The organism is Dellaglioa carnosa, assembly GCF_026948345.1.
GTDB classification, from domain to species: domain Bacteria; phylum Bacillota; class Bacilli; order Lactobacillales; family Lactobacillaceae; genus Dellaglioa; species Dellaglioa algida.
The window spans coordinates 1-23,084 of record NZ_JANXLI010000003.1 but is presented as its reverse complement, the minus strand read 5'-3'; the positions used below and the strand labels follow the sequence as shown (position 1 = coordinate 23,084).

General features: G+C 38.0%; 20 protein-coding genes, 1 tRNA gene and 1 riboswitch. Of the genes, 1 reads left to right on the top strand and 20 read right to left on the bottom strand.

The window, feature by feature from the left end; all coding sequences use genetic code 11:
* Positions 1 to 15: 15 nt before the first annotated feature.
* From rpmC to rpsL, 13 genes are all read right to left on the bottom strand, one after another.
* Positions 16 to 210, bottom strand: a complete 195-nt coding sequence (rpmC, locus tag N0K80_RS04765) for a 50S ribosomal protein L29 (protein ID WP_057974634.1) — start codon at positions 208 to 210, stop codon at positions 16 to 18.
* Positions 200 to 634, bottom strand: coding sequence for a 50S ribosomal protein L16 (rplP, locus tag N0K80_RS04760; RefSeq protein WP_057974635.1), 435 nt, complete (start codon positions 632 to 634; stop codon positions 200 to 202). The genes rpmC and rplP overlap by 11 nt, the downstream gene beginning before the upstream one ends.
* Positions 635 to 637: 3 nt before the next feature.
* Positions 638 to 1,294 carry a 30S ribosomal protein S3 gene (gene rpsC / locus N0K80_RS04755; protein ID WP_057974636.1) on the bottom strand — a complete coding sequence of 219 codons (657 nt, stop codon included), beginning with the start codon at positions 1,292 to 1,294 and terminating at the stop codon, positions 638 to 640.
* 13 nt (positions 1,295 to 1,307) lie between these two features.
* Positions 1,308 to 1,661, bottom strand: a complete 354-nt coding sequence (gene rplV / locus N0K80_RS04750; protein ID WP_057974637.1) for a 50S ribosomal protein L22 — start codon at positions 1,659 to 1,661, stop codon at positions 1,308 to 1,310.
* A gap of 14 nt (positions 1,662 to 1,675) precedes the next feature.
* A complete protein-coding gene (gene rpsS / locus N0K80_RS04745; RefSeq protein ID WP_057974638.1) occupies positions 1,676 to 1,957 on the bottom strand; it encodes a 30S ribosomal protein S19 in 282 nt (93 codons plus the stop codon).
* A 45-nt stretch (positions 1,958 to 2,002) separates the two neighbouring features.
* Positions 2,003 to 2,836 carry a 50S ribosomal protein L2 gene (gene rplB, locus N0K80_RS04740; protein ID WP_057974639.1) on the bottom strand — a complete coding sequence of 278 codons (834 nt, stop codon included), beginning with the start codon at positions 2,834 to 2,836 and terminating at the stop codon, positions 2,003 to 2,005.
* 31 nt (positions 2,837 to 2,867) lie between these two features.
* Positions 2,868 to 3,152, bottom strand: a complete 285-nt coding sequence (gene rplW, locus N0K80_RS04735) for a 50S ribosomal protein L23 (RefSeq protein ID WP_057974640.1) — start codon at positions 3,150 to 3,152, stop codon at positions 2,868 to 2,870.
* Positions 3,152 to 3,775 carry a 50S ribosomal protein L4 gene (rplD, locus tag N0K80_RS04730; protein WP_057974641.1) on the bottom strand — a complete coding sequence of 208 codons (624 nt, stop codon included), beginning with the start codon at positions 3,773 to 3,775 and terminating at the stop codon, positions 3,152 to 3,154. The genes rplW and rplD overlap by 1 nt, the downstream gene beginning before the upstream one ends.
* 20 nt (positions 3,776 to 3,795) lie before the next feature.
* Positions 3,796 to 4,428 (bottom strand): 50S ribosomal protein L3, encoded by a 633-nt coding sequence (gene rplC / locus N0K80_RS04725; RefSeq protein WP_057974642.1) that lies wholly within the window; start codon positions 4,426 to 4,428, stop codon positions 3,796 to 3,798.
* A gap of 45 nt (positions 4,429 to 4,473) precedes the next feature.
* The gene (gene rpsJ, locus N0K80_RS04720; RefSeq protein ID WP_057974643.1) at positions 4,474 to 4,782 is read right to left on the bottom strand and encodes a 30S ribosomal protein S10; all 309 of its coding nucleotides are present in this window, start codon (positions 4,780 to 4,782) and stop codon (positions 4,474 to 4,476) included.
* 343 nt (positions 4,783 to 5,125) lie between these two features.
* The gene (gene fusA, locus N0K80_RS04715; RefSeq protein WP_057974644.1) at positions 5,126 to 7,219 is read right to left on the bottom strand and encodes an elongation factor G; all 2,094 of its coding nucleotides are present in this window, start codon (positions 7,217 to 7,219) and stop codon (positions 5,126 to 5,128) included.
* Between the two features lie 93 nt (positions 7,220 to 7,312).
* Positions 7,313 to 7,783, bottom strand: coding sequence for a 30S ribosomal protein S7 (rpsG, locus tag N0K80_RS04710; protein WP_057974645.1), 471 nt, complete (start codon positions 7,781 to 7,783; stop codon positions 7,313 to 7,315).
* Between the two features lie 45 nt (positions 7,784 to 7,828).
* The gene (gene rpsL, locus N0K80_RS04705; protein ID WP_057974646.1) at positions 7,829 to 8,239 is read right to left on the bottom strand and encodes a 30S ribosomal protein S12; all 411 of its coding nucleotides are present in this window, start codon (positions 8,237 to 8,239) and stop codon (positions 7,829 to 7,831) included.
* Between the two features lie 252 nt (positions 8,240 to 8,491).
* Here rpsL and N0K80_RS07945 point away from each other — a divergent pair, with 252 nt between their 5' ends.
* Positions 8,492 to 9,184, top strand: coding sequence for a prepilin peptidase (locus N0K80_RS07945; RefSeq protein ID WP_407932688.1), 693 nt, complete (start codon positions 8,492 to 8,494; stop codon positions 9,182 to 9,184).
* Positions 9,185 to 9,219: 35 nt separating this feature from the next.
* On the opposite strand, the gene N0K80_RS04700 is transcribed toward N0K80_RS07945, so the two are convergent.
* From N0K80_RS04700 to N0K80_RS04670, 7 genes are all read right to left on the bottom strand, one after another.
* Positions 9,220 to 10,545: a nucleobase:cation symporter-2 family protein gene (locus N0K80_RS04700; RefSeq protein ID WP_146302623.1), complete on the bottom strand. Its 1,326-nt coding sequence runs from the start codon at positions 10,543 to 10,545 to the stop codon at positions 9,220 to 9,222.
* A 64-nt stretch (positions 10,546 to 10,609) separates the two neighbouring features.
* Positions 10,610 to 10,707: riboswitch (purine riboswitch) on the bottom strand.
* 144 nt (positions 10,708 to 10,851) lie between these two features.
* Complete coding sequence (gene rpoC / locus N0K80_RS04695) at positions 10,852 to 14,505, bottom strand: DNA-directed RNA polymerase subunit beta' (protein WP_269023954.1); 3,654 nt, start codon at positions 14,503 to 14,505, stop codon at positions 10,852 to 10,854.
* A gap of 95 nt (positions 14,506 to 14,600) precedes the next feature.
* Complete coding sequence (gene rpoB / locus N0K80_RS04690) at positions 14,601 to 18,191, bottom strand: DNA-directed RNA polymerase subunit beta (RefSeq protein WP_186726317.1); 3,591 nt, start codon at positions 18,189 to 18,191, stop codon at positions 14,601 to 14,603.
* A 265-nt stretch (positions 18,192 to 18,456) separates the two neighbouring features.
* The gene (gene gorA, locus N0K80_RS04685) at positions 18,457 to 19,803 is read right to left on the bottom strand and encodes a glutathione-disulfide reductase (RefSeq protein WP_269023953.1); all 1,347 of its coding nucleotides are present in this window, start codon (positions 19,801 to 19,803) and stop codon (positions 18,457 to 18,459) included.
* A 108-nt stretch (positions 19,804 to 19,911) separates the two neighbouring features.
* Entirely contained in the window at positions 19,912 to 22,392 is a 2,481-nt protein-coding gene (locus N0K80_RS04680) for an ATP-dependent Clp protease ATP-binding subunit (RefSeq protein ID WP_269023952.1), read from the bottom strand.
* Positions 22,393 to 22,406: 14 nt separating this feature from the next.
* The gene (locus N0K80_RS04675) at positions 22,407 to 22,874 is read right to left on the bottom strand and encodes a CtsR family transcriptional regulator (RefSeq protein WP_146343217.1); all 468 of its coding nucleotides are present in this window, start codon (positions 22,872 to 22,874) and stop codon (positions 22,407 to 22,409) included.
* 128 nt (positions 22,875 to 23,002) lie between these two features.
* Positions 23,003 to 23,076: transfer RNA gene (locus N0K80_RS04670), tRNA-Pro, on the bottom strand.
* Positions 23,077 to 23,084 lie beyond the last annotated feature (8 nt).

The following is a 23,084-nucleotide window of genomic DNA, read 5'->3' as shown; positions in this document are numbered from 1 at the left end:
CCTCCCTTTCGTAATCTACTTGTTTAATTCTTGTTGGCGTAATGCCGTTTTAATACGAGCAATTGTTTTACGTACTTCACTTAAGCGTGCGGTATTTTCTAATTGACCGGTAGCTAATTGGAAGCGTAAGTTAAACAATTCATCTTTAAATTCTTGTTCTTTGGTAATCATTTCAGCAGTGGTTAATTCATTAATTTCCTTAGCCTTCATGTGATTCGCCACCTACTTCCTCACGTTTTACAATTTTAGTTCTCACTGGAAGTTTGTTTGATGCTAAGCGTAAAGCTTCGCGAGCAACTTCTTCGGGAACACCGGCAACTTCAAACATGATCTTTCCACGTTTAACTGGAGCTACCCATCCTTCAGGAGCACCTTTACCAGAACCCATTCGAACACCAATTGCTTTTGCAGTATATGATTTATGAGGGAAAATTTTAATCCATACTTTCCCACCACGTTTCATATGACGGTTAATTGCGACACGAGAAGCTTCGATTTGACGGTTAGTGATCCATGATGATTCAAGAGCCTGTAAACCGAATTCTCCAAAAGCGACTTCTTTGCCACCTTTAGCTTCCCCACGCATTTTACCACGGAATTCACGACGGAATTTTGTACGTTTAGGTACTAACATAGGTTATTTCCCTCCTTTCACAGCGTTTTTCTTAGCTGGTAAGATTTCGCCACGGTAGATCCAGACTTTTACGCCTAATTTACCATAAGTAGTCATTGCTTCAACCCAAGCGTAGTCAATATCTGCTCTTAAGGTATGTAATGGAACTGTACCATCTGAGTAGCTTTCAACACGAGACATATCAGCTCCGTTAAGACGGCCAGCAACTTGAACTTTGATACCTTTGGCACCAGAGCGCATTGTACGTTGCATAGCTTGTTTAACGGCACGACGGAAAGCGACACGGTTTTCTAATTGTTCCGCAACGTTTTCGCCGACTAATTGAGCATCTAAATCAGGACGTTTGATTTCAACAATGTTGATATGCACACGTTTACCTGTTAAATCATTTAATTCTTTACGAAGTTTTTCAACTTCAGCTCCACCTTTACCGATAACCATACCAGGTTTAGCAGTATGGATTGAAACGTTAACACGTTTTGCAGCGCGTTCGATTTCAACGATAGAGACAGAAGCGTCGGTTAATTTTTCTTGAATGTATTTACGGATGTGTAAATCTTCATGAAGGTAGTTTGCAAAATCTTTTTCTGCATACCATTTTGAATCCCAATCACGAATGATACCTACACGTAATCCCGTTGGATTTATTTTTTGACCCACGCGTTATCCCTCCTTATTTTGTAGCTTCAGATACAACTACTGTAATGTGACTCGTACGTTTATTAATTGGTGAAGCTGATCCTTTGGCACGAGGACGGAAACGTTTTAACGTTGGTCCTTCGTTAGCAAAGATATCACTAATAATTAAGTTTTCACCATCTAAATCAAAATTATTTTCTGCATTAGCTACAGCAGAAAGTAAAACTTTTTCAATGATTGGGCTTCCGGCTCTGGGAGTAAATCTCAAAATACCGATAGCTTCAGCAACACTTTTACCTCTGATAAGATCGATTACCAAGCGAGCTTTACGCGCTGGAATACGAACAGTTTTGGCGGTTGCTTTTGCTGATGTTACTTGTTCAGCCATGTGTATAACCTCCTTTATTTAACTGTAGTTTTCTTATCGTCAGATCCGTGACCACGGAAAGTACGTGTTGGAACAAATTCACCCAACTTATGACCAACCATATCTTCTTGCATAAATACTGGAACGTGTTTGCGTCCATCATATACAGCGATTGTTAGACCAATGAAGTTAGGGAAGATTGTTGAACGACGTGACCATGTCTTGATAACTGTTTTCTTTTCTTGATCAGTTTGTGCTTCGACCTTTTTCATCAAATGTTCATCGACGAATGGTCCTTTTTTTAGACTACGACTCAATGTGAATCCTCCTTCCGGAATATAGCTTAAGCAACAAGCAAATTATTATTTTTTGTTGCGTCCACGTACGATAAATTTGTCTGATTGGTTTTTCTTTGAACGTGTTTTGTAACCCATCGTCTTTTGACCCCAAGGAGACATAGGTGATGGACGACCAATTGGAGCTTTACCTTCACCACCACCATGAGGATGATCGTTAGGATTCATAACTGATCCACGAACTGTAGGACGTTTACCAGCCCAACGAGCACGACCAGCTTTACCGATTTTGATTAATTCGTGTTGTTCGTTACCGACGGCACCGATAGATGCACGACATGTTGACAAGATCATGCGAACTTCGCCTGATGTCAAACGAACAAGAACGTATTTACCTTCTTTACCAAGTAATTGTGCTGAAGCACCGGCTGAACGAGCAAGTTGTCCACCCTTACCTGGTTTTAATTCGATATTATGGATAATTGTACCAACTGGGATATCTTGAAGAGCTAATGCGTTACCAACCTTGATATCTGCTTCTTTACCAGATTGAACCATCATGCCAACTTCTAATCCTTTAGGAGCAATGATGTATGATTTGATACCATCAGTATATTGTAATAATGCAATATTAGCTGAACGGTTTGGATCATATTCGATTGCTTTAACAGTTGCTGTTACATTGTCTTTAACACGCTTGAAATCGATCAAACGGTATTGACGTTTGTGACCACCACCACGGTGACGAACAGTAATGCGACCATAGTTATTACGGCCGGCAGTTCTGCTTTTTGATTCTAGTAATGATTTTTCAGGAGTTGATTTAGTAATTTCTGAGAAATCAGAACCAGTCATATTACGACGACCGTTAGTGGTTGGTTTGAATTTTTTAATTCCCACGTTATTTTCCTCCTATTTACAAAATTTTAGATTATTCTTCGAATAATTGAATTTCTTTTGAGTCGGCAGTTAAAGTAACGATTGCTTTACGGCGTTTTTTAGTATAACCGGCATAGCGACCTTGACGCTTTAACTTACCTTTAACATTCATGATATTTACTTTAACAACTTTAACGCCAAAAATATCTTCGATAGCTTTTTTGACTTCAATTTTAGTTGCGCGAGTATCAACGTCGAATGTGTAAACTTTATCAGCCATTCTGTCCATTGCTGCTTCGGTGATGACTGGGCGTAAGATAATATCTCTTGATTCCATTATGAAAGAGCCTCCTCTACTTGAGAAAGAGCTGCTTGAGTCATGACTAATTTGTCGTTGTTGATAACGTCAAGAACGTTAACACCTTTAGCTTCTACTACTGTAACATTTGGTAAGTTACGAGCTGCTAAAGCAACGAAATCATTGCCAGGTTCAAGAACTATTAATACTTTTTTGTTGATATCTAAGTTACTTAAAACTTCTTTGAAAGCTTTTGTTTTTGGTTGTTCGAAGCTAAGAGCATCGACCATAACCACGCCATTATCCAATACTTTTTGTGAAAGTACTGATTTAAGAGCTAAACGACGAACTTTTTTAGGTAATTTGTAACTGTATGAACGAGGAGTAGGGCCAAATACGACACCACCACCACGCCATTGTGGGCTACGGATAGATCCTTGACGAGCACGACCTGTACCTTTTTGGCGCCATGGTTTTCTACCACCACCTGAAACTGCACTTTTGTTTTTAACTGAATGAGTTCCTTGACGTAATGATGCGCGTTGCATGATTACGGCGTCAAAAATGACATTGTCGTTAGGTTCGATTCCAAAAATAGCGTCGTTTAATTCAACTTCACCATTTTTAGTACCATCTTGTTTTAATAATGCGACTGTTGGCATTTTGAAATTCCTCCTTCCTGTTATTTAGCGTCTTTAGTGACGTTTTTAATTGTAACTAATGATTTGTTTGCGCCTGGCACGTTACCTTTAATCAAGATAACATTGCTTTCAACGTCAACGCGGATAACTTCCAAGTTTTTGACAGTTACGCGCTTGCCACCCATGCGACCTGGTAATCTCTTACCTTTGAATACACGGTTAATAACGGCACCCATTGAACCAGGACGACGATGGTAACGAGAACCATGAGTCATAGGACCTCGTGATTGTCCCCAACGTTTGATATTTCCTTGGAAACCATGTCCCTTAGACGTACCTGTGACGTTAACGACGTCTCCAGCTGAGAAAGTATCAACTTTGATTTCGTCACCCACAGTATAATCTCCAAGCACGACATCGTTAATTTCACGAACGAAGCGCTTAGGAGTAGTATTTGCTTTTGCTGCATGACCTTTAGCAGGTTTGTTTGTTAATACTTCACGTTTGTCTTGGTAACCTAATTGAATTGCTTCGTAACCATCGTTTTCAATTGTTTTCAATTGTAAAACAACGTTTGGCGTAGATTCAATCACTGTAACTGGTACCAATTCACCATTTTCAGTAAAAACTTGTGTCATACCGACTTTTTTTCCTAAGATTCCTTTTGTAGTCATAAGTACACCTCCAATATGTTTATAATTTATTTTTGTTGCTGAGTTTTATAATTTGATTTCAATATCAACGCCACTAGGTAAGTCAAGTTTCATCAATGAATCAACTGTCTTAGGTGTTGGGTTAACGATATCAATCAAACGTTTATGTGTAAGCATTTCGAATTGTTCACGTGAATCTTTATGCTTATGTGGTGAACGTAAAACTGTGTATAATGTACGTTCTGTTGGCAATGGAATTGGTCCAGAAATTGTTGCCCCTGTTCTTTTTGCAGTTTCAACAATCTTGTCAGCAGATTGATCTAAAATACGGTGTTCGTAAGCCTTTAGGCGAATACGAATTTTTTGTTTTGCCATTTTGTTCCCTCCTTCGTCTATTTTAAAAATAAGACTAGCTCCGTGTAAGTGACCGACACGCCTTGCGTGGCAAAGCTGCCGGGCGTGTCGCAATCTTTCACATCTTAGCTCATTCTATGAAACCCTATCACAGGGCGAACTACGCCATCTGTTTTTGGGTACTTATCTATACTACTAAAGATAAAGCCTTATGGCAAGTGCTTTCTTTCTTTTTTTCAAAGTTTCTCATTAGAAAATCATAATTCACTTTTTTCGAAACAACTTTTTATTCAATCGTTATTTTAACACAAAAAAAGAAGCTACCGATAAACGGTAACTTCTTTTAAAAATTCAGAACGGCTGACTAATCAGCAGATGTTCCGTTTTTCTTCATAATTTCTTCTTGGATTGCTTTTGGTACAGCTTCATAATGATCAAATGTCATTGTAAATGTACCACGTCCTTGTGTTGAAGAACGTAAAGTAGTTGCGTAACCGAACATACCTGAAAGAGGAACCATTGCGTTAACAACTTGTGCGTTTCCGCGAGCTTCCATACCTTCAACACGTCCACGACGAGCAGTTACATGTCCCATAACATCACCTAAGTAATCTTCTGGAGCAACAACTTCAACCTTCATCATTGGTTCAAGGATGACAGCACCAGCACTCTTAGCAGCATTTCTCAATGACATTGAAGCAGCTACTTTAAATGCTGATTCGTTAGAATCGACATCATGATATGATCCATCATATAACTTGGCTTTAACATCAATAAGTGGGTATCCTGCAAGAACACCATTTTGCATAGCTTCTCTCAAACCTTGTTCAACTGAAGGAATGTATTCACGAGGAACAACACCACCAACGATAGCGTCTTCGAATGCGAAACCGCCACCCTCTTCATTAGGTGAGAATTCAACCGTAACATCCCCATATTGACCTTTACCACCGGATTGACGAACGAATTTACCTTGTGCAGAAACAGTTTTTGTAAATGTTTCACGGTAGGCAACTTGTGGTTCACCAACAGTAGCTTCAACGTTAAATTCACGTCTCATACGATCAACGATGATATCCAAATGCAATTCACCCATCCCAGCGATTAAAGTTTCACCAGTTTCAGGGTTAGTTTCTGCCTTGAATGAAGGATCTTCTTCAGCTAGTTTTTGTAAACCGATATCCATCTTATCTTGATCAGCTTTTGTTTTTGGTTCGATAGAAACTTGGATAACTGGTTCAGGGAATTCCATTGATTCAAGAATTAATGGGTGTTTTTCATCCGTTAAAGAATCACCAGTTGTCGTGTTTTTCAAACCGATAGCAGCAGCAATATCACCTGAGAATACTTCAGGAATTTCATTACGGTGATTTGAATGCATTTGAAGAATACGACCAACACGTTCACGCGTGTCTTTAGTAGAATTCAAAACATATGAACCAGCTTGTAACGTACCTGAGTAAACACGGAAGAATGTCAAACGACCAACGAATGGATCCGTTGCAATTTTGAAAGCTAAAGCAGCGAAATCTTTATCATCGCCAGCTGTAATTTCAACTTGTTCGTCCGTTTTAGGATCAGTTGCGTTATAAGGTTTAACATCTAAAGGAGATGGTAAGAAATCATTAACAGCATCCAACATCATTTGAACACCCTTGTTTTTAAATGCTGAACCAGCAAGAACTGGGTACATTTCAAGGTTTAATGTTGCTTTACGGATAGCAGCTTTGATTTCATCTTTAGTAATTTCAACGCCATCAAGATATTTTTCCATAAGCTTTTCATCAACATCAGCAACGGCTTCAACTAAAGCTTCGCGACGTTTTGTAGCTTCTTCTAAATATTCTTCAGGAACGTCAATACTTTCCCATGTAGCACCTAAATCTTCGTTATCATATAAATCGGCTTTCATTTCGATTAAATCAATAACACCTTCAAAATCATCTTCAGCGCCAATTGGCATTTGGATAGGAACAGCGTTTACTTGAAGACGATCTTTGATTGTACCTACTGAGTAATCAAAGTTAGCACCCATTTTATCCATCTTATTGATGAATACAATACGAGGAACTGAATATGTTGTTGCTTGACGCCAAACATTTTCAGTTTGTGGTTCAACACCAGATTGACCATCTAAAACAACAACGGCTCCATCTAAGACACGAAGTGAACGTTCAACTTCAATAGTGAAATCCACATGTCCTGGAGTATCGATGATATTAATACGATGTTCTTTCCATTCAGCTGTTGTAGCAGCTGATGTGATTGTAATACCACGTTCTTGTTCTTGTTCCATCCAATCCATTTGTGAAGCTCCTTCATGAGTTTCACCAATTTTATGAATTTTACCCGTATAGTATAAAATACGTTCAGTAGTTGTTGTCTTACCAGCATCGATATGAGCAACAATACCAATATTACGCGTTTTTTCTAGTGGAAATTCGCGTTTATTTGCCATTTTGTATGATCTCCTTCCAATTCTAAAATATATCCAAAAAAATGACTACTATATCGATTATCAAAATCATATAATAGCCATCCTTTTATAAAATTACCAGCGGTAATGTGCGAATGCTTTGTTAGCGTCAGCCATTTTATGTGTATCTTCACGTTTCTTAACTGATGCACCAGTATTGTTTGCTGCATCCATGATTTCTTTAGCTAAACGTTCTGGCATTGTATGTTCCCCACGTAAACGTGCGTAACTTACTAACCAACGTAAACCTAAAGTTGAACGACGATCAGGGCGAACTTCAATTGGCACTTGGTAGTTAGAACCACCGACACGGCGAGCTTTAACTTCAAGTACGGGCATGATGTTTTTCATAGCTTCATCAAAAACTTCATTAGGTTCGTTTCCTGTTTGTTCTTTAATCATTTCGAATGCATCATACAAGATCTTTGATGCAGTACCACGACGACCATCTAACATTAAACGGTTGATTAAACGTGTTACTAATTTAGAATTGTAAATTGGATCAGGCAATACTTCTCTTTTTGGAGCTGGGCCTTTTCTTGGCATCTAAATAACCTCCTTAGATTCTATTTTTATTAGAATGACCTAAACTTATTTAGGTCTCTTTGCGCCGTATTTTGAACGACTTTGTTTACGATCAGCAACACCGGCTGTATCAAGAGCACCACGGATAACATGGTAACGTACCCCAGGTAAATCTTTTACACGGCCACCACGAATAAGAACAACACTATGTTCTTGTAAGTTATGTCCAATACCAGGAATGTATGCTGTAACTTCAAGAAGGTTAGATAAACGAACACGCGCATATTTACGTAAAGCAGAGTTAGGCTTTTTAGGTGTCATTGTTCCGACACGAGTAGCAACCCCACGTTTTTGTGGTGCAGGATTATCTGTTTGAACTTTCTTGTAACTGTTATACCCGAAGTTTAATGCGGGTGCACCAGATTTTGAACCTTTAGAATTACGACCTTTACGAACTAATTGATTAATTGTTGGCATCTAAAGTTTCCTCCTTCCTTATTATAGGTTAATTGTTTTTAAGTCCACACATCCAGGTGGTTCATTTTTTAATAATAAAAAATAACGTCCTAGACGTCTGGCTTATAATGCGCTGCTGTTATACAGAATCTCAACTATGTAGATGAATTAACTGTTCACAAAAAGCACCTTACACAGAATAGCATGGTATTTTATTTTCGTCAATGGTATTTGTATTAAAAAGCGTATTTTTTACATAGGAGGATATAAATTATGTTAATTAGCTACTTATTTTTACTAGGCGCCTGCCTGGGATCATTTATTACCTGCACTGCGACACGCCATGCGTTGAATCAAAGTCAACTCGGTCAAAGATCGATGTGCGACTATTGTGGGGTAAACATCCCTTGGCGAGACCTTATTCCGATTTACGCTTATCTTAGATTACGTGGACATTGTCGATTCTGCAAGGGGCAATTTCCAGCATACTCATTTATTTTTGAATGCAGTTTGGCTATTATGCTGCCTCTGACTTTCGCTAAACTTTCCCCGCCACTATTTATACTAGTTACCGCATTTTTATTTTATCTCACTTTTTTATCTGTTATGGATTTTACTAATCGACTTATTTCTAGTCGTCTAACTATTGGTGGTGGTCTCATATTTATTGTTTGGCACTATTTATTACTCGGCTTACCAGACTCATTATTAGAAATCTTGTTATTTAGCCTGTTTCTATTTACATTATGCTTTCAACAAAAAATGGGGGTCGGTGATTTCATACTACTGCTTGTCATTCAACTAACATTTGGTATCCATTTTTGCTTAATCGTGACACTTTGCGCCTGTGTAAGTGCACTCTTATATTTTATCTGCGCAAATCAAACGAGATATCAGATTTTTGCGTTCGTTCCCCATTTAACGTTAGGCACCTATCTAACATTCGCACTATCTTTCTATATGTAAACAAAAAGGCTGAGCAAATACGCTCGGCCTTTAATTTAATCTTCGATTGCGTCGTTTAAATGACCATAATTGAATAAAACGTTTAATATAACAGCTGACAAACTACCGACAACAAGTCCGTTGCCAAAAATAGTTTGAATCGTTAAAGGTAAGGCTTGTAACAACGCTGGTTGAACAGTTACGCCAAGACCTAAGCTGACTGAGATACCAATAATTAATAAATTGCTATTGCTACCTTCGACTTCACGCAACATTTTAATTCCTTGCGCACCAACCATTCCGAACATCACCAACATGGCGCCACCTAGAACGGATGCGGGAATGACAGTTGCCGTTGCACCAATTTTTGGAAGCAAACCCAAGGCAATTAAAAAGAATGCTGAAAAGTATACCGGTTTTTTTGTTTTAATTCCTGATAATTGAACGATCCCAACATTTTGTGAAAAAGTTGAATAAGGGAATGTATTGAAAATACCACCTAAAATAGCTGCAAGTCCTTCAGCACGGTACCCTTTTTTCAAATCATCCTTTTTAATGGGACGACCAACGATATCACCTAATGCAAAGAACACACCAGTTGACTCAATCATCGTTGTTAATGCCGCTAAAATCATCGTCACAATTGATGACCATTCAAATTTTGGAGCAGCGAACATGAAGACATGAGGAAGTTGGAACCAACTTGCCTGACTCACAGGCTCTAATGATACCTCACCCATGAACGAAGCAACCACAACACCTACCAAGATACCAATTAAGATTCCGACTTGTTGAATAAATCCGCGTCCCCAGATGTTCAACCCTAAGATGACGAGGACTGTTACACCGGCAACAATCAGATTAGGAATGCTACCGAATGATTTAGCCGTGATATCCCCGCCACCCATGTTAGTAAAGGCAACCGGAATTAATGTTAACCCAATCAATGTAATCAATGAACCCGTCACTACTGGTGGGAAAAACTTTCTAATATTCGCAAAAAAACCTGCGATTAAGAAAATAAAAATCCCAGCGGCAATAATTGACCCGTACATGGTTCCCAGTCCAAAATGTTTCCCTACGGCTGACAATGGTGCCACATACTCAATTGCACATCCAAGCACTACTGGCAACCCAATCCCGGTAAAACGTGTGCGTTTTAATTGTAGCAATGTTGCAATCCCACACATAAAAATATCCATCGAAACTAAATAAGTAATTTGTTTTGTACTAAACCCAAGTGCAGCCCCAACTAATAATGGCACTAAAATATCGCCTGAATACATGGCTAATAAATGCTGCAACCCTAATATTGATGCTTTAAAATTTGATAAGTTAGATTCATCCAAACTACTATCTTCTAATTCCGTGCTATTTTTCATTCAATCCTCCACGTTATCCTGCACACTAATAAGTCAGATTTTTATGGACTCCACTCTCAATACACGCTTGATTTAACTCACATATAGTCCGGAATTTACGGCTCCGGGTAGAGACTAGCATCCATATCATGACATTATATAGGTGGTTGGTATTTTTTTATTGTATGACAATATTAACACAGTCCATTTATTCATTCAATGGTTCACGGATGTTTTTTTACTTGTTACATCTATCGTTCGTTTATAAAGCACAAAAAAAAGAACAATCCTTAAATTAATAAGAATTGTTCTTTTTTTGCTTTAACGTTAGTCGTTCACGCCAGCTTCTTCTTCTTTCATTCGTTTCTCAATGTCTGAGATTGAATAAACATTAGCCGAAATTGAACCTGTTTCTTTTGGTTTGATTTGACGGTAATCTGGCATACCAGTACCGGCAGGAATAATCTTACCAATAATAACATTTTCTTTAAGACCAATTAATGGATCATTCTTACCGCGAATAGCAGCATCCGTAAGAACACGAGTTGTTTCTTGGAATGATGCAGCTGATAAGAAACTGTTTGTTTCAAGAGAAGCTTTAGTGATACCAAGCAAGACAGGACGTGAAGTAGCTGGAATGCCACCCTTAATCAATGTCTTATAGTTATCTTCTTTAAGATCCATGATATCCATCAAAGTACCTGGCAATACGTCTGTGTCACCGGGATCCATAACGCGAACCTTACGTAACATTTGACGAGACATAACCTCCACATGCTTATCAGAGATTTCTACCCCTTGCATACGATATACTTTTTGAACTTCACGAAGAATGTAGTTCTCCGTTGAAAGAACATCACGAACTTGAATTAATTGTTTAGGATCAATTGAACCAACTGTAAGTGCTTCACCACGATGAATCTTATCGCCTTCAGCAACTTTAAGAACAGCAGTATAAGGCAAGCTATATGTTCGTGTATCAGTTTCACCTTTAACCGTTACTTCTTTAGTACGTTCAGCAGGATTTTCTTCAATCGCTTCAATCACACCAGTTACTTCTGTAATTTCGGCACGACCTTTAGGATTACGTGCTTCGAAGATTTCTTGAACACGAGGTAAACCTTGTGTAATATCATCTCCGGCAACCCCACCGGTATGGAAAGTACGCATTGTTAATTGAGTTCCGGGTTCACCGATTGATTGAGCAGCAACGGTCCCAACTGCTTCACCAACTTCAACCTGGTCGCCAGTAGCCATATTACGGCCATAACAATGTTCACAAACCCCATGCTTCGTGTTACATGTAAATGCTGAACGGATTGTTACTTGTTCGATTCCAGCAGCGATAATTGCTTGCGCTTTGCTTTCTTCGATCATTTCATTTGAAGTGACAATAACATCACCAGTTTTAGGATTTTTAACGGTCTTCATTGCGTAACGACCTAAAATACGGTCATACAATGGTTCGATCATTTCATTTCCTTCTTTGATGGCTGATACATCTAAGCCACGATCAGTGAAACAATCTTTTTCACGAATAATAACATCTTGAGCAACATCAACAAGTCGACGAGTCAAGTATCCAGAATCGGCAGTCTTCAAGGCCGTATCAGTCATCCCTTTACGAGCCCCATGAGTTGAGATAAACATTTCCAACACGGACAAACCTTCACGGAAGTTAGAAATAATAGGTAATTCCATTGTTTTACCATTAGGAGCTGCCATCAAACCACGCATACCAGCTAATTGAGTAAAGTTAGAGATATTACCACGGGCGCCAGAATCACTCATCATTTGGATAGGATTTTGTGTGCCCAATGCTTCCATCAGTTTTTGTTGGATGTCATCTTTTGCTTGTGTCCAGATAGCAATAACGCGTTCATAGCGTTCATCTTCTGTAATCAAACCACGACGGAATTGTTTTGCAACCAAAGCAACTTGTTTATGAGCTTCTTCGATAATTGCAGGTTTTTCCTTCAAGTCGGTTACATCAGAAATACCAACTGTGATACCAGCATGTGTTGATTGATCGTAACCTAAGTTTTTAAGACGATCTAACATCTTAGAAGTTTCAGTTACTTTAAATCGTTTATAAACTTCAGAAATGATATCGCTCAAGAAGCCTTTTTTGAAAGGTAAAATAATTTCTTGTGCTTTAATCATATCGCCAATATTATCGCCAGGTTCAACGAAATATTTATCGGCTGTCTGGTTAATTAAGTTATCATTCTTAGGTTCGTTAATATAAGCAAATTCTTTAGGTAAGATTTCATTAAAGATTGCTTTACCAACAGTTGTGATCATAATGCGTTCTTTCTGCCAATCCGTAAATGGTTTACCTTCAGCAGCAAGTGTTGCTGTTTGTAATCCAATACGAGTGTGCAAATGAACGTAACCATTACGGTAAGCCATCACTGCTTCGTTAGCATCTTTAAAGATCATGCCTTCGCCTTCACGACCAGCTTCTTCCATTGTAAGGTAGTAGTTACCTAAAACCATATCTTGAGAAGGTGTTACAACTGGTTTACCATCTTTAGGTGCCAAGATATGATGAGCAGCTAACATAAGCAAACGAGCTTCTGCCTGTGCTTCATCAGATAAAGGTACATGGATAGCCATTTGATCTCCATCAAAATCAGCATTGTAAGCTTCACAAGCCAAAGGATGAAGACGAATTGCTTTACCATCAACTAAAATTGGTTCGAAAGCTTGAATACCAAGACGATGAAGTGTTGGTGCGCGGTTAAGAAGAACTGGATGTTCAACAATAACTTCTTCTAAAACATCCCAGATGTCTTCATCGCGACGATCAAGCTTACGTTTAGCATTTTTAATATTTGATGCCATTTCGCGTTTAACAAGTTCTTTCATCATAAATGGTTTGAATAATTCCAAAGCCATTTCACGAGGAATACCACATTGATTCATTTGTAACGTTGGTCCAACAGCAATAACTGAACGGCCTGAATAATCAACACGTTTTCCAAGTAAATTTTGACGGAAACGTCCTTGTTTACCTTTCAACATATGTGAAAGAGATTTCAATGGTCGGTTACCTGGTCCAGTAACTGGACGGCCACGACGACCATTATCAATCAATGCATCAACAGCTTCTTGTAACATACGTTTTTCATTTTGAACAATAATACCAGGAGCATTCAAATCTAATAAACGTTTTAGTCGGTTATTTCGGTTAATCACCCGTCTGTATAAATCATTCAAATCAGAAGTGGCAAAACGGCCACCTTCTAATTGAACCATTGGACGTAAATCAGGCGGAATGATAGGAACAGCGTCCATAACCATCCATGAAGGTTCATTTTGAGAAAGTAAGAATGCTTCTAAAATATCCAAACGACGAACGGCACGCGTTCTCTTTTGGCCAGTAGCATCTTTCAATTCTTCTTTTAATTCTTCAGATTCACCAGAAAGGTTAACATCGCGTAATAAATGACGAATAGCATCGGCACCCATTCCAGCTTCGAATTCAGTTCCGTATTCTTCACGTTTTTCACGATATTCACGTTCCGTTAATAACTGTTTCTTTTCAAGAGGTGTGTTACCAGGTTCCGTAACAACATAAGAAGCAAAGTAAATAACTTCTTCCAAAGCACGAGGACTCATATCTAAGACAAGACCCATACGACTTGGAATTCCTTTAAAGTACCAGATATGTGTAACTGGTGCAGCTAATTCGATATGACCCATACGTTCGCGACGTACTTTAGAACGTGTAACTTCAACCCCACAACGATCACAGACAATACCTTTATAGCGAATACGTTTGTATTTACCACAGGCACATTCCCAATCTTTTGTTGGTCCGAAAATACGTTCATCGAATAATCCATCTTTTTCAGGTTTCAATGTACGATAATTAATTGTTTCAGGCTTTTTAACTTCACCGTATGACCAGCTTCTAATCTTATCAGAAGATGCTAAGCCAATTTGCATGCTATCAAATTTATTGACATCGATCAAAGGACCGACCTCCCTTTAGTTTTATAGTGTATTGAATTTCTTAAACTGAAATTAGCTTCATCAACACAAATTCAAGTTCAGTAACTAAGCCAAAATTATTCTTTGTTCATTTCAGCAGCCATTTTTTCGGCTTCTTCTTTAGCTTTTTTCTCTTTTTGTTCGTTAGCTAACTTGCTTAACGCATCCACATTAACGATATCATCATCGTCATCATCCATGTCACGTAATTCAATTTCAGCTTTCTTAGCATCAAGTACTTTCATATCTAATCCTAATGACTGTAATTCTTTAACAAGAACACGGAAGGATTCAGGAACACCTGGTTTAGGAATTGGTTCACCTTTGACAATTGCTTCGTATGTTTTCACACGACCCACAACATCATCAGATTTGTACGTTAAAATTTCTTGTAACGTATAAGCGGCACCATAAGCTTCAAGTGCCCAAACTTCCATTTCACCAAAACGTTGTCCACCAAATTGTGCTTTACCACCTAAAGGTTGTTGCGTTACTAATGAGTATGGTCCTATTGAACGAGCATGGATTTTATCATCAACCATGTGAGCAAGTTTCATGTAGTACATAACCCCTACAGAGACACGGTTATCAAATGCATCACCAGTACGTCCATCATATAAAATTGTCTTACCATCTTCTGAGATTCCAGCTTCTTTAAAGACATTCCAGATATCTGAATCACGAGCACCATCAAAAACAGGTGTTGCAACGTGGATACCTAATTTACGAGCAGCCATACCTAAATGAAGATCTAATACTTGTCCAATATTCATACGAGAAGGAACACCCATGGGATTCAAGAGAATATCAACTGGTGTACCATCTGGCATATAAGGCATATCTTCAGAAGGCACAACGATTGAAACAACCCCTTTGTTACCATGACGTCCAGCCATCTTATCACCAACACGTAACTTACGTTTTTGTGCGATGTAGATACGAACCATCATGTTAACACCAGGACTTAATTCATCCCCTGCTTCACGAGTAAAGATTTTAACATCTTGAACAATACCGCCACCACCATGAGGAACTTTCAATGAAGTATCGCGTACTTCACGAGCTTTTTCTCCAAAGATAGCATGTAATAAACGTTCTTCAGCAGATAATTCAGTAACCCCTTTAGGCGTTACTTTACCGACTAAGATATCACCATCATTAACTTCAGCACCAATACGAACGATACCAAATTCATCAAGATCTTTTAATGAATCTTCACCAACATTAGGAATTTCACGAGTAATTTCTTCAGGTCCTAATTTCGTATCACGTGCTTCTGATTCAAATTCTTCAATATGAATTGATGTATAAACATCATCACGAACAAGACGTTCATTGATAATAACAGCATCTTCAAAGTTATAACCATTCCATGTCATGAAGGCAACTAATGGGTTTTGGCCTAAAGCTAATTCCCCATTTTCCATTGAAGGACCATCAGCTAAAATTTCATCAGCATCGACATGGTCATTCACACGAACGATTGGACGTTGGTTATAGTTTTTACCACCATTTGAACGATGGAATTTCATTAATTTGTATTTATCTAAAGCGCCATCTTCACGACGAACACGAATTTCACGCGCATCGACATATTCAACAGTACCTTCGTTTTTGTTAATTAAAGCCACACCAGAATCATGAGCTGCCTTATATTCAATACCTGTACCAACAAGTGGTGAATGAGGATTGATTAAAGGAACAGCTTGACGTTGCATGTTGGCACCCATTAAGGCACGGTTAGAATCATCATTTTCCAAGAAAGGAATACATGCTGTAGCAACAGCCACAACTTGTTTAGGTGAAACATCCATGTAATCGACTTTATCAATACCGATTTCGATATTTTCTGAACGGTTACGAGCCATTACAAGTTCATTCACGAATGAATCATCTTCATTTAATGGTGAGTTAGCCTGTGCAATAACATAGTTATCTTCTTCATCAGCAGTCAAGTAATCGATTTTGTCAGTTACTTGATGTGATTCCCAGCTCACACGACGATATGGTGTTTCGATAAAGCCATAACGGTTAACACGTGCGTAACTTGATAAACTATTAATCAAACCGATATTAGGTCCTTCAGGCGTTTCAATTGGACACATACGACCGTAATGCGTGTAATGAACATCACGAACTTCATATCCGGCACGATCACGAGTCAAACCACCAGGTCCTAAGGCAGAAAGACGACGTTTATGCGTCAATTCGCCAAGTGGATTAGTTTGATCCATGAATTGTGACAATTGAGATGAACCAAAGAATTCTTTAATTGAAGCCACAACTGGACGAATATTAATCAATTGTTGTGGTGTCACAGTTGTTGTATCTTGAATTGACATACGTTCACGAACGACACGTTCCATTCGTGATAAACCAATTCTAAATTGATTTTGTAGTAATTCACCAACTGAACGAATACGACGGTTACCTAAATGATCAATATCATCCACGGAACCGATGTTTTCTTTCAAGTTAAAGAAGTAGTTCATTGAAGCAATAATATCAGCAGGTACAATATGTTTATATTGTAAGTCAATATTACCGTTACCAATCATTGGCATTTCACGTTCTGGATCTACTTGAGAGTAAACCTTAACGATTTGAAGAACCATTGGTTCAGTAACAACCCCATCTTCTGATGGATGGTAAGTCACTGTTTTGAAATCTTGACGATCAAGGTATGGTGCTAAAGTTTCCATAACTTGTTTATCAATTACGGTATCTTTTTGTGCAAGCACTTCACCAGTATCTGGATCAGCCAATGTTTCAGCCAATGTTTGGTTCAATAGACGTGTTTTCAAGCTTAATTTCTTATTAATTTTGTAACGACCAACTGGAGCTAAGTCGTAACGTTTTGGATCAAAGAAACGAGCCGTCAATAAGCTACGTGAGCTGTCAGCCGTTTTAGGTTCGCCGGGACGTAGTCGTTCATAAACATCTTTTAAAGATTCTTCAACACGTGAATCATCTGTATTTTTATGAACATCTTTTTCAAGCGTTAGCATTAAGCTATCGTTGTTTCCCAACATTTCAATAATTTCATCATCAGAACCAAATCCTAAAGCACGGACCAATTCAGTTAATGGAATTTTACGTGTACGATCAATACGTACATATGAAATGTTTTTAGCATCTGATTCATATTCTAACCATGCACCACGGTTAGGAATAACTGTTGTACCGTATGTTTCACGGCCATTCTTATCTAATGAACCATTATAGTAGACACCTGGTGAACGAACTAATTGAGAAACGATAACTCGTTCGGCACCATTAATAATAAAGGTTCCTTGTTCAGTCATTAATGGGAAATCACCAAAGAAAACATCTTGTGATTTAATTTCGCCAGTTTCATGGTTAGTTAAACGTAATGTTACATGTAGTGGAGCAGAGTAATTCGCATCATGTGCGCGTGCTTCATCTACAGTATATTTAGGTTCTAATAATTGGTAATCAACAAATTCTAATGATAAGTTACCAGCAAAATCATCAATTGGCATGATATCTTCAAACATTTCACGAAGACCTTCATCCAAGAACCATTGGTAAGAATCACTTTGAATTTCGATTAAATTAGGTAAATCTAAAACTTCTTTGATACGTGCGTAACTTCTACGTGTACTGTGTTTACCGTAGTTTACTAAATGTCCAGCCAAATTAGTCACCTCTCAAATTTATTCTGTAAACCTGCCAAAAGCCGATGATTTTATATTACAATTTGGTTACAAATTGCATACTAGACGAAAAAATCGGTTTTTTTGACAAAAGAAAAAACAAAAATAGTTTATTTATTTTTTAAACAATAACCATTTTTGTTTCTCTATAAGGCTTCTTACGGACAATAGATCGTAATCAGCTATAAAAATTCACAGTATTATACATTTAATTATCATATACGTTCTTGAATCAGATGTCAACAGTTCCTGTTCGCTATGTCATTGTCACAAATTCTTCGGCACTTGTTGGATGTATAGCAACTGTATCGTCGAAATCTTTTTTAGTTGCACCCATCTTAATGGCAACTGCAAAACCTTGTAACATCTCGTCCATACCTTCGCCAACACCATGCAAGCCAATAATACGTTCGTTCTCACCGAATGTAATCAATTTCAAATTCTCGGTCTCTTTAACGTCACCCAAGCTATAACGCATCGGTGTAAATGTCGATCGATATATTTTAAGATTATCTTCACCATATTCCAGTATCGCTTCCGCCTCAGTTAGACCAATGGTTCCGGCAACTGGGTGAGAGAAAACGACCGACGGTACAAGTTGGTAATCCAAATGTTCAGTTGGCTTGTTGTTAAAGACGCGTTCCATCAATCGGCGACTGGCAGCAATCGCAACGGGTGTTAAATCCATTTTACCAATCACATCACCAGTTGCGTAAACGCCAGCAACAGACGTGTTTTGATAGTCATCGACCATAATAGTACCATCATCATTTAACACAACGTCCGTCGCCGAAATATTAATTTTATCAGTCACCGGATGACGTCCAACAGCCCAGATAACACGGTCTACAATGATCGTACCATCATTGGCAACCACTTCAAGTTTACCGTCACTAGTCTTCTTTATCTCAGCTATTTCTGATTTAAAACTAATATCAATTCCTTTTTTTACATACGATTCTGTCACATTCGTTGAAATTAATTCATCAAATTTAGGTAAAAGTGCATCATATTTCGCATACATATGCACTTTTGATCCTAACGCATTTAAAGTACCCGCAAGCTCAGTTCCAACATAACCGTTTCCGATAATTGCAACACTGGTAGGTAACTCATTTAACTCATTAAAAAACTGATTTGATTCGATACCATATTCCGCGCCAGAAATATCAGGAATATCTGGTGTACCCCCAACCGCGATTAAAATATGATCTGATTCGTACTGCGAGCCATTAACCTCAACCGTACGATTGTCAACAAACTTTGCATAACCCTTAATAACTTGAACATGATTCTTATCAAGATTTCTAAAGTAAGAACCGTGCAAACGATCAATATATGCGGAACGATTAGCAACTAATTTTGCAAATTCCAGCTGAGGTTTCTGAACATTAAATCCATAATCAGCAGCTAAATTAAAGTCTTGAGCCATTGACGCCGCTGACCACATAATTTTTTTTGGTACACATCCCACGTTGACACAGGTCCCACCAATTTCATTTCCTTCAATTAATAATACTTTTTTGCCAAAAGATCCGGCACGGTTTGCTGCGGCAATACCAGCAGATCCACCACCGATTGCAATAAAATCAAATTTTTCCATGTGTGACCCTCCTTTTCTACTAGCTTGATTATAGATTGAATTACTAAATTCTCATATTTTAATGCCTAAAAAGGGCGCAACCACATAAATAGTTACACCCTTTAAGACTTATTTCGCTATTACTTTAATTTTTGGTTCCTTAACGGTCACTTTAATGACACCTTTTACTGCACCAATCATCACGTTATCATTGTCTTTTATCTGACCCGAAAGAAGAATATCACTTAATCGATCTTCAACCTCCGTTTGTAATGCGCGACGAATTGGTCGAGCACCATACTCAGGATCAAAACCAACCTTAGCAATAACATCAATTGCGGCGGATGAAATTTTAACTTTAATACCTTGTTCCTTCAAACGGTCAAGAACTTCCTTAGTCATCAACTTCACAATTTCATGTAATTCATCTTTAGTTAATGAATGGAAAATAATTGATTCATCAATTCGATTCAAGAATTCGGGACGGAATGATTTTTTCAGTGCCGCGCGAATTTTTTCGGACATTGCTTTATATTCATCTTTCTCAGATTCAACACCAAACCCAACAAATTTTTCATCACGAATGGCGGTTGCGCCTAAGTTAGACGTCATAATAATAATCGTATTTCTAAAATCAATTCGGCGACCTTTAGAATCTGTTAAGTACCCATCATCTAAGACCTGAAGTAAGATATTAAAAACATCAGGATGTGCTTTTTCAACTTCATCTAAAAGAACAACAGAATAAGGTGTTTGACGAACTTTTTCAGTTAATTGACCACCCTCATCGTATCCAACATATCCTGGTGGCGAACCAATCAAACGACTCGTACTATATTTTTCCATGTATTCCGACATGTCCACTCGAATCATTGCCTCTTCAGAACCAAACATTGCCTCAGCAAGTGCCTTAGCTAATTCCGTTTTACCAACACCAGTTGGGCCAAGGAACATAAATGATCCAATTGGTCTCGTTGGATTTTTCAAACCACTTCTAGCACGTCGAATTGCTTTTGAAATTGAGCTAACTGCCTCATTTTGACCAACAACCCGTTTATGCAGGACATCCTCAAGGTGAAGTAAACGATCACTTTCACTTTTATTTAGTTGTTGAAGTGGGACTCCCGTCCAATCAGAAACGATACTTGCAACTTCTTCACTAGTTACTTTTATATCATAGTGTTCCGTCTCAGATTCAACAGCAGCAACCTTTTCGGCTTCTAAATCTTCAACCTGTTTCTTAACACGCATTTCCTTTGTTCGAATGCCCGCAGCCAACTCAAAATTTTGTTGACTAACTGCATTATCTTTTTGTTGACGTAATTCATCAAGCTGATCTTGTTTTTTACTTAATTTTGATTTGGTACTTGGACGTTCAATACGAACTTGAGCAGCAGCTTCATCCATTAAATCGATGGCCTTATCTGGTAAGAAACGATCAGTAATATATCTATTTCCCAATTCTACAGCAGCTTCAATTGCGTCATCAGTAATTTGAACGTGATGATGCGCCTCATACTTAGGTCGAAGACCCTTTAAAATATCAACCGTCTGTGCTTCGGTTGGTTCTTTAATCGTTATTGTTGCAAAACGACGTTCCAAAGCAGCATCAGATTCAATGTATTTTTGATATTCATCTAAAGTTGTTGCACCAATAACTTGGACTTCACCACGAGCCAAAGCTGGTTTCAAGATATTCGATGCATCAATAGCACCTTCAGCACCACCGGCACCAATTAACGTGTGCAATTCATCGATAAATAAAATAACATCTTTAGTAGCATAGACTTCTTTCAAAATCTTTTTCAATCGATCTTCAAATTCACCACGATATTTAGTGCCCGCAACTAATGAACCCATATCGAGCATCATTAATCGTTTACCAATCATATCTTCAGGAACATTTTCATCAACTAATCGCTGTGCGAATCCTTCAGCAATCGCCGTTTTACCAACACCGGGTTCACCAATTAATACGGGGTTATTCTTTGTTCGGCGACTTAGAACCTGAGTTAATCTTTTTACTTCGGAATCTCGGCCAATCACGGGATCAATTTGTTTGTCACGTGCCATTTTAGTTAAATCACGAGCTAATTCATCTAATGTGGGCGTACCTTGCTCCGCGTTATCTTTGTTACCACGATTTTTTTGTCTCATTTGAACTTCACTAACGCCAAGTTGGCGGAATATTATCTTGCGAACCTGTTTAATGTCCGCACTCAAACTACCCATTATTCTTGATGACAATATCTCATTGTTACTTGTCAGTGCAAGTAGAAGATGTTCCGTACCAACTTTACTTGCATTTAAGTTTTTAGCTTCATCATTAGCAATTGATAAAATCATTTTTGCTTTTGGTGAGTATGGTAAATAAGTGTCATTCTTAGTCAATCTCAACGACCCATAACCGGTAAATCTTTCGATTTCTTCCATTATATCTTCTGGGTCAACATCAAACTGCTTTAATACTTTATCTGCGACACCATTTTGCACTTCAGATAAGGCCAAAAGTAAATGTTCGGTACCAACAGCTTGTTGACGATAGTGTTTGGCTGCTTCTTGAGCCCTAATAAGAACTTCTTTTGCGCTCGGAGTAAATAAATTATCCATAATATTACCTCTTTCTACTCTTCATATCGTAAGCGATTAATTAAATTAATTAACATTTTAGCACGTACTGTGTTTTCTAAGTTGGTATCCATCCCAAGAAAAACATCTTTTTTTATTGTAGCCAAAATTAAATTTGATTCTTTCTTTGTTAATGTTTTTTCATCATATAAACTTTGTATAATATCGTATCCTTCTTGTTGAGATACATCCGTGCCAATTAAATTTTCTAGTGTTTGAATAAATTCTTGATCCGCAAAAAGGTTTACCTTTTCAATTTTTATATACCCACCGCCACCGCGTTTGCTCTCAACCACGTATCCATTTTGAATAGTGAAGCGAGTATTTATCACGTAATTTATTTGCGATGGTACACAATTAAATAATTCAGCAACTTCAGAGCGTTTAATAACGATTGCTTTTTCATCCAACAGAATTTTTTTGAAGTACTTTTCAATCACATCAGAAATATTCTGACCCTGCATATTCATCACCTCAAATAGTTTGACTAATGTTGACTTTAATTATACGAAATATATATCAAAATTGAAAGTCATTTGTCTTGAGACAAAAAAAGAACCTAAACATAATGTTTAGGTTCTTTTTTAATTAATCGGGAAAACAGGATTCGAACCTGCGACCCCCTGGTCCCAAACCAGGTGCTCTACCAAGCTGAGCTATTTCCCGAACACAAA

Coding starts and splice junctions, on each gene's coding strand:
- N0K80_RS07945 (WP_407932688.1), top strand. CDS start 8,492: ATGTTAATTAGCTACTTATTTTTACTAGGCGCCTGCCTGGGATCATTT.
- N0K80_RS04700 (WP_146302623.1), bottom strand. CDS start 10,545: ATGAAAAATAGCACGGAATTAGAAGATAGTAGTTTGGATGAATCTAAC.
- rplC (WP_057974642.1), bottom strand. CDS start 4,428: ATGACTACAAAAGGAATCTTAGGAAAAAAAGTCGGTATGACACAAGTT.
- rpsJ (WP_057974643.1), bottom strand. CDS start 4,782: ATGGCAAAACAAAAAATTCGTATTCGCCTAAAGGCTTACGAACACCGT.
- fusA (WP_057974644.1), bottom strand. CDS start 7,219: ATGGCAAATAAACGCGAATTTCCACTAGAAAAAACGCGTAATATTGGT.
- rpsL (WP_057974646.1), bottom strand. CDS start 8,239: ATGCCAACAATTAATCAATTAGTTCGTAAAGGTCGTAATTCTAAAGGT.
- rplP (WP_057974635.1), bottom strand. CDS start 634: ATGTTAGTACCTAAACGTACAAAATTCCGTCGTGAATTCCGTGGTAAA.
- rplV (WP_057974637.1), bottom strand. CDS start 1,661: ATGGCTGAACAAGTAACATCAGCAAAAGCAACCGCCAAAACTGTTCGT.
- N0K80_RS04680 (WP_269023952.1), bottom strand. CDS start 22,392: ATGGATAATTTATTTACTCCGAGCGCAAAAGAAGTTCTTATTAGGGCT.
- N0K80_RS04675 (WP_146343217.1), bottom strand. CDS start 22,874: ATGCAGGGTCAGAATATTTCTGATGTGATTGAAAAGTACTTCAAAAAA.
- rplD (WP_057974641.1), bottom strand. CDS start 3,775: ATGCCAACAGTCGCATTATTAAAACAAGATGGTACTAAAAATGGTGAA.
- rpmC (WP_057974634.1), bottom strand. CDS start 210: ATGAAGGCTAAGGAAATTAATGAATTAACCACTGCTGAAATGATTACC.
- rplW (WP_057974640.1), bottom strand. CDS start 3,152: ATGGAATCAAGAGATATTATCTTACGCCCAGTCATCACCGAAGCAGCA.
- gorA (WP_269023953.1), bottom strand. CDS start 19,803: ATGGAAAAATTTGATTTTATTGCAATCGGTGGTGGATCTGCTGGTATT.
- rpsG (WP_057974645.1), bottom strand. CDS start 7,783: ATGCCAAGAAAAGGCCCAGCTCCAAAAAGAGAAGTATTGCCTGATCCA.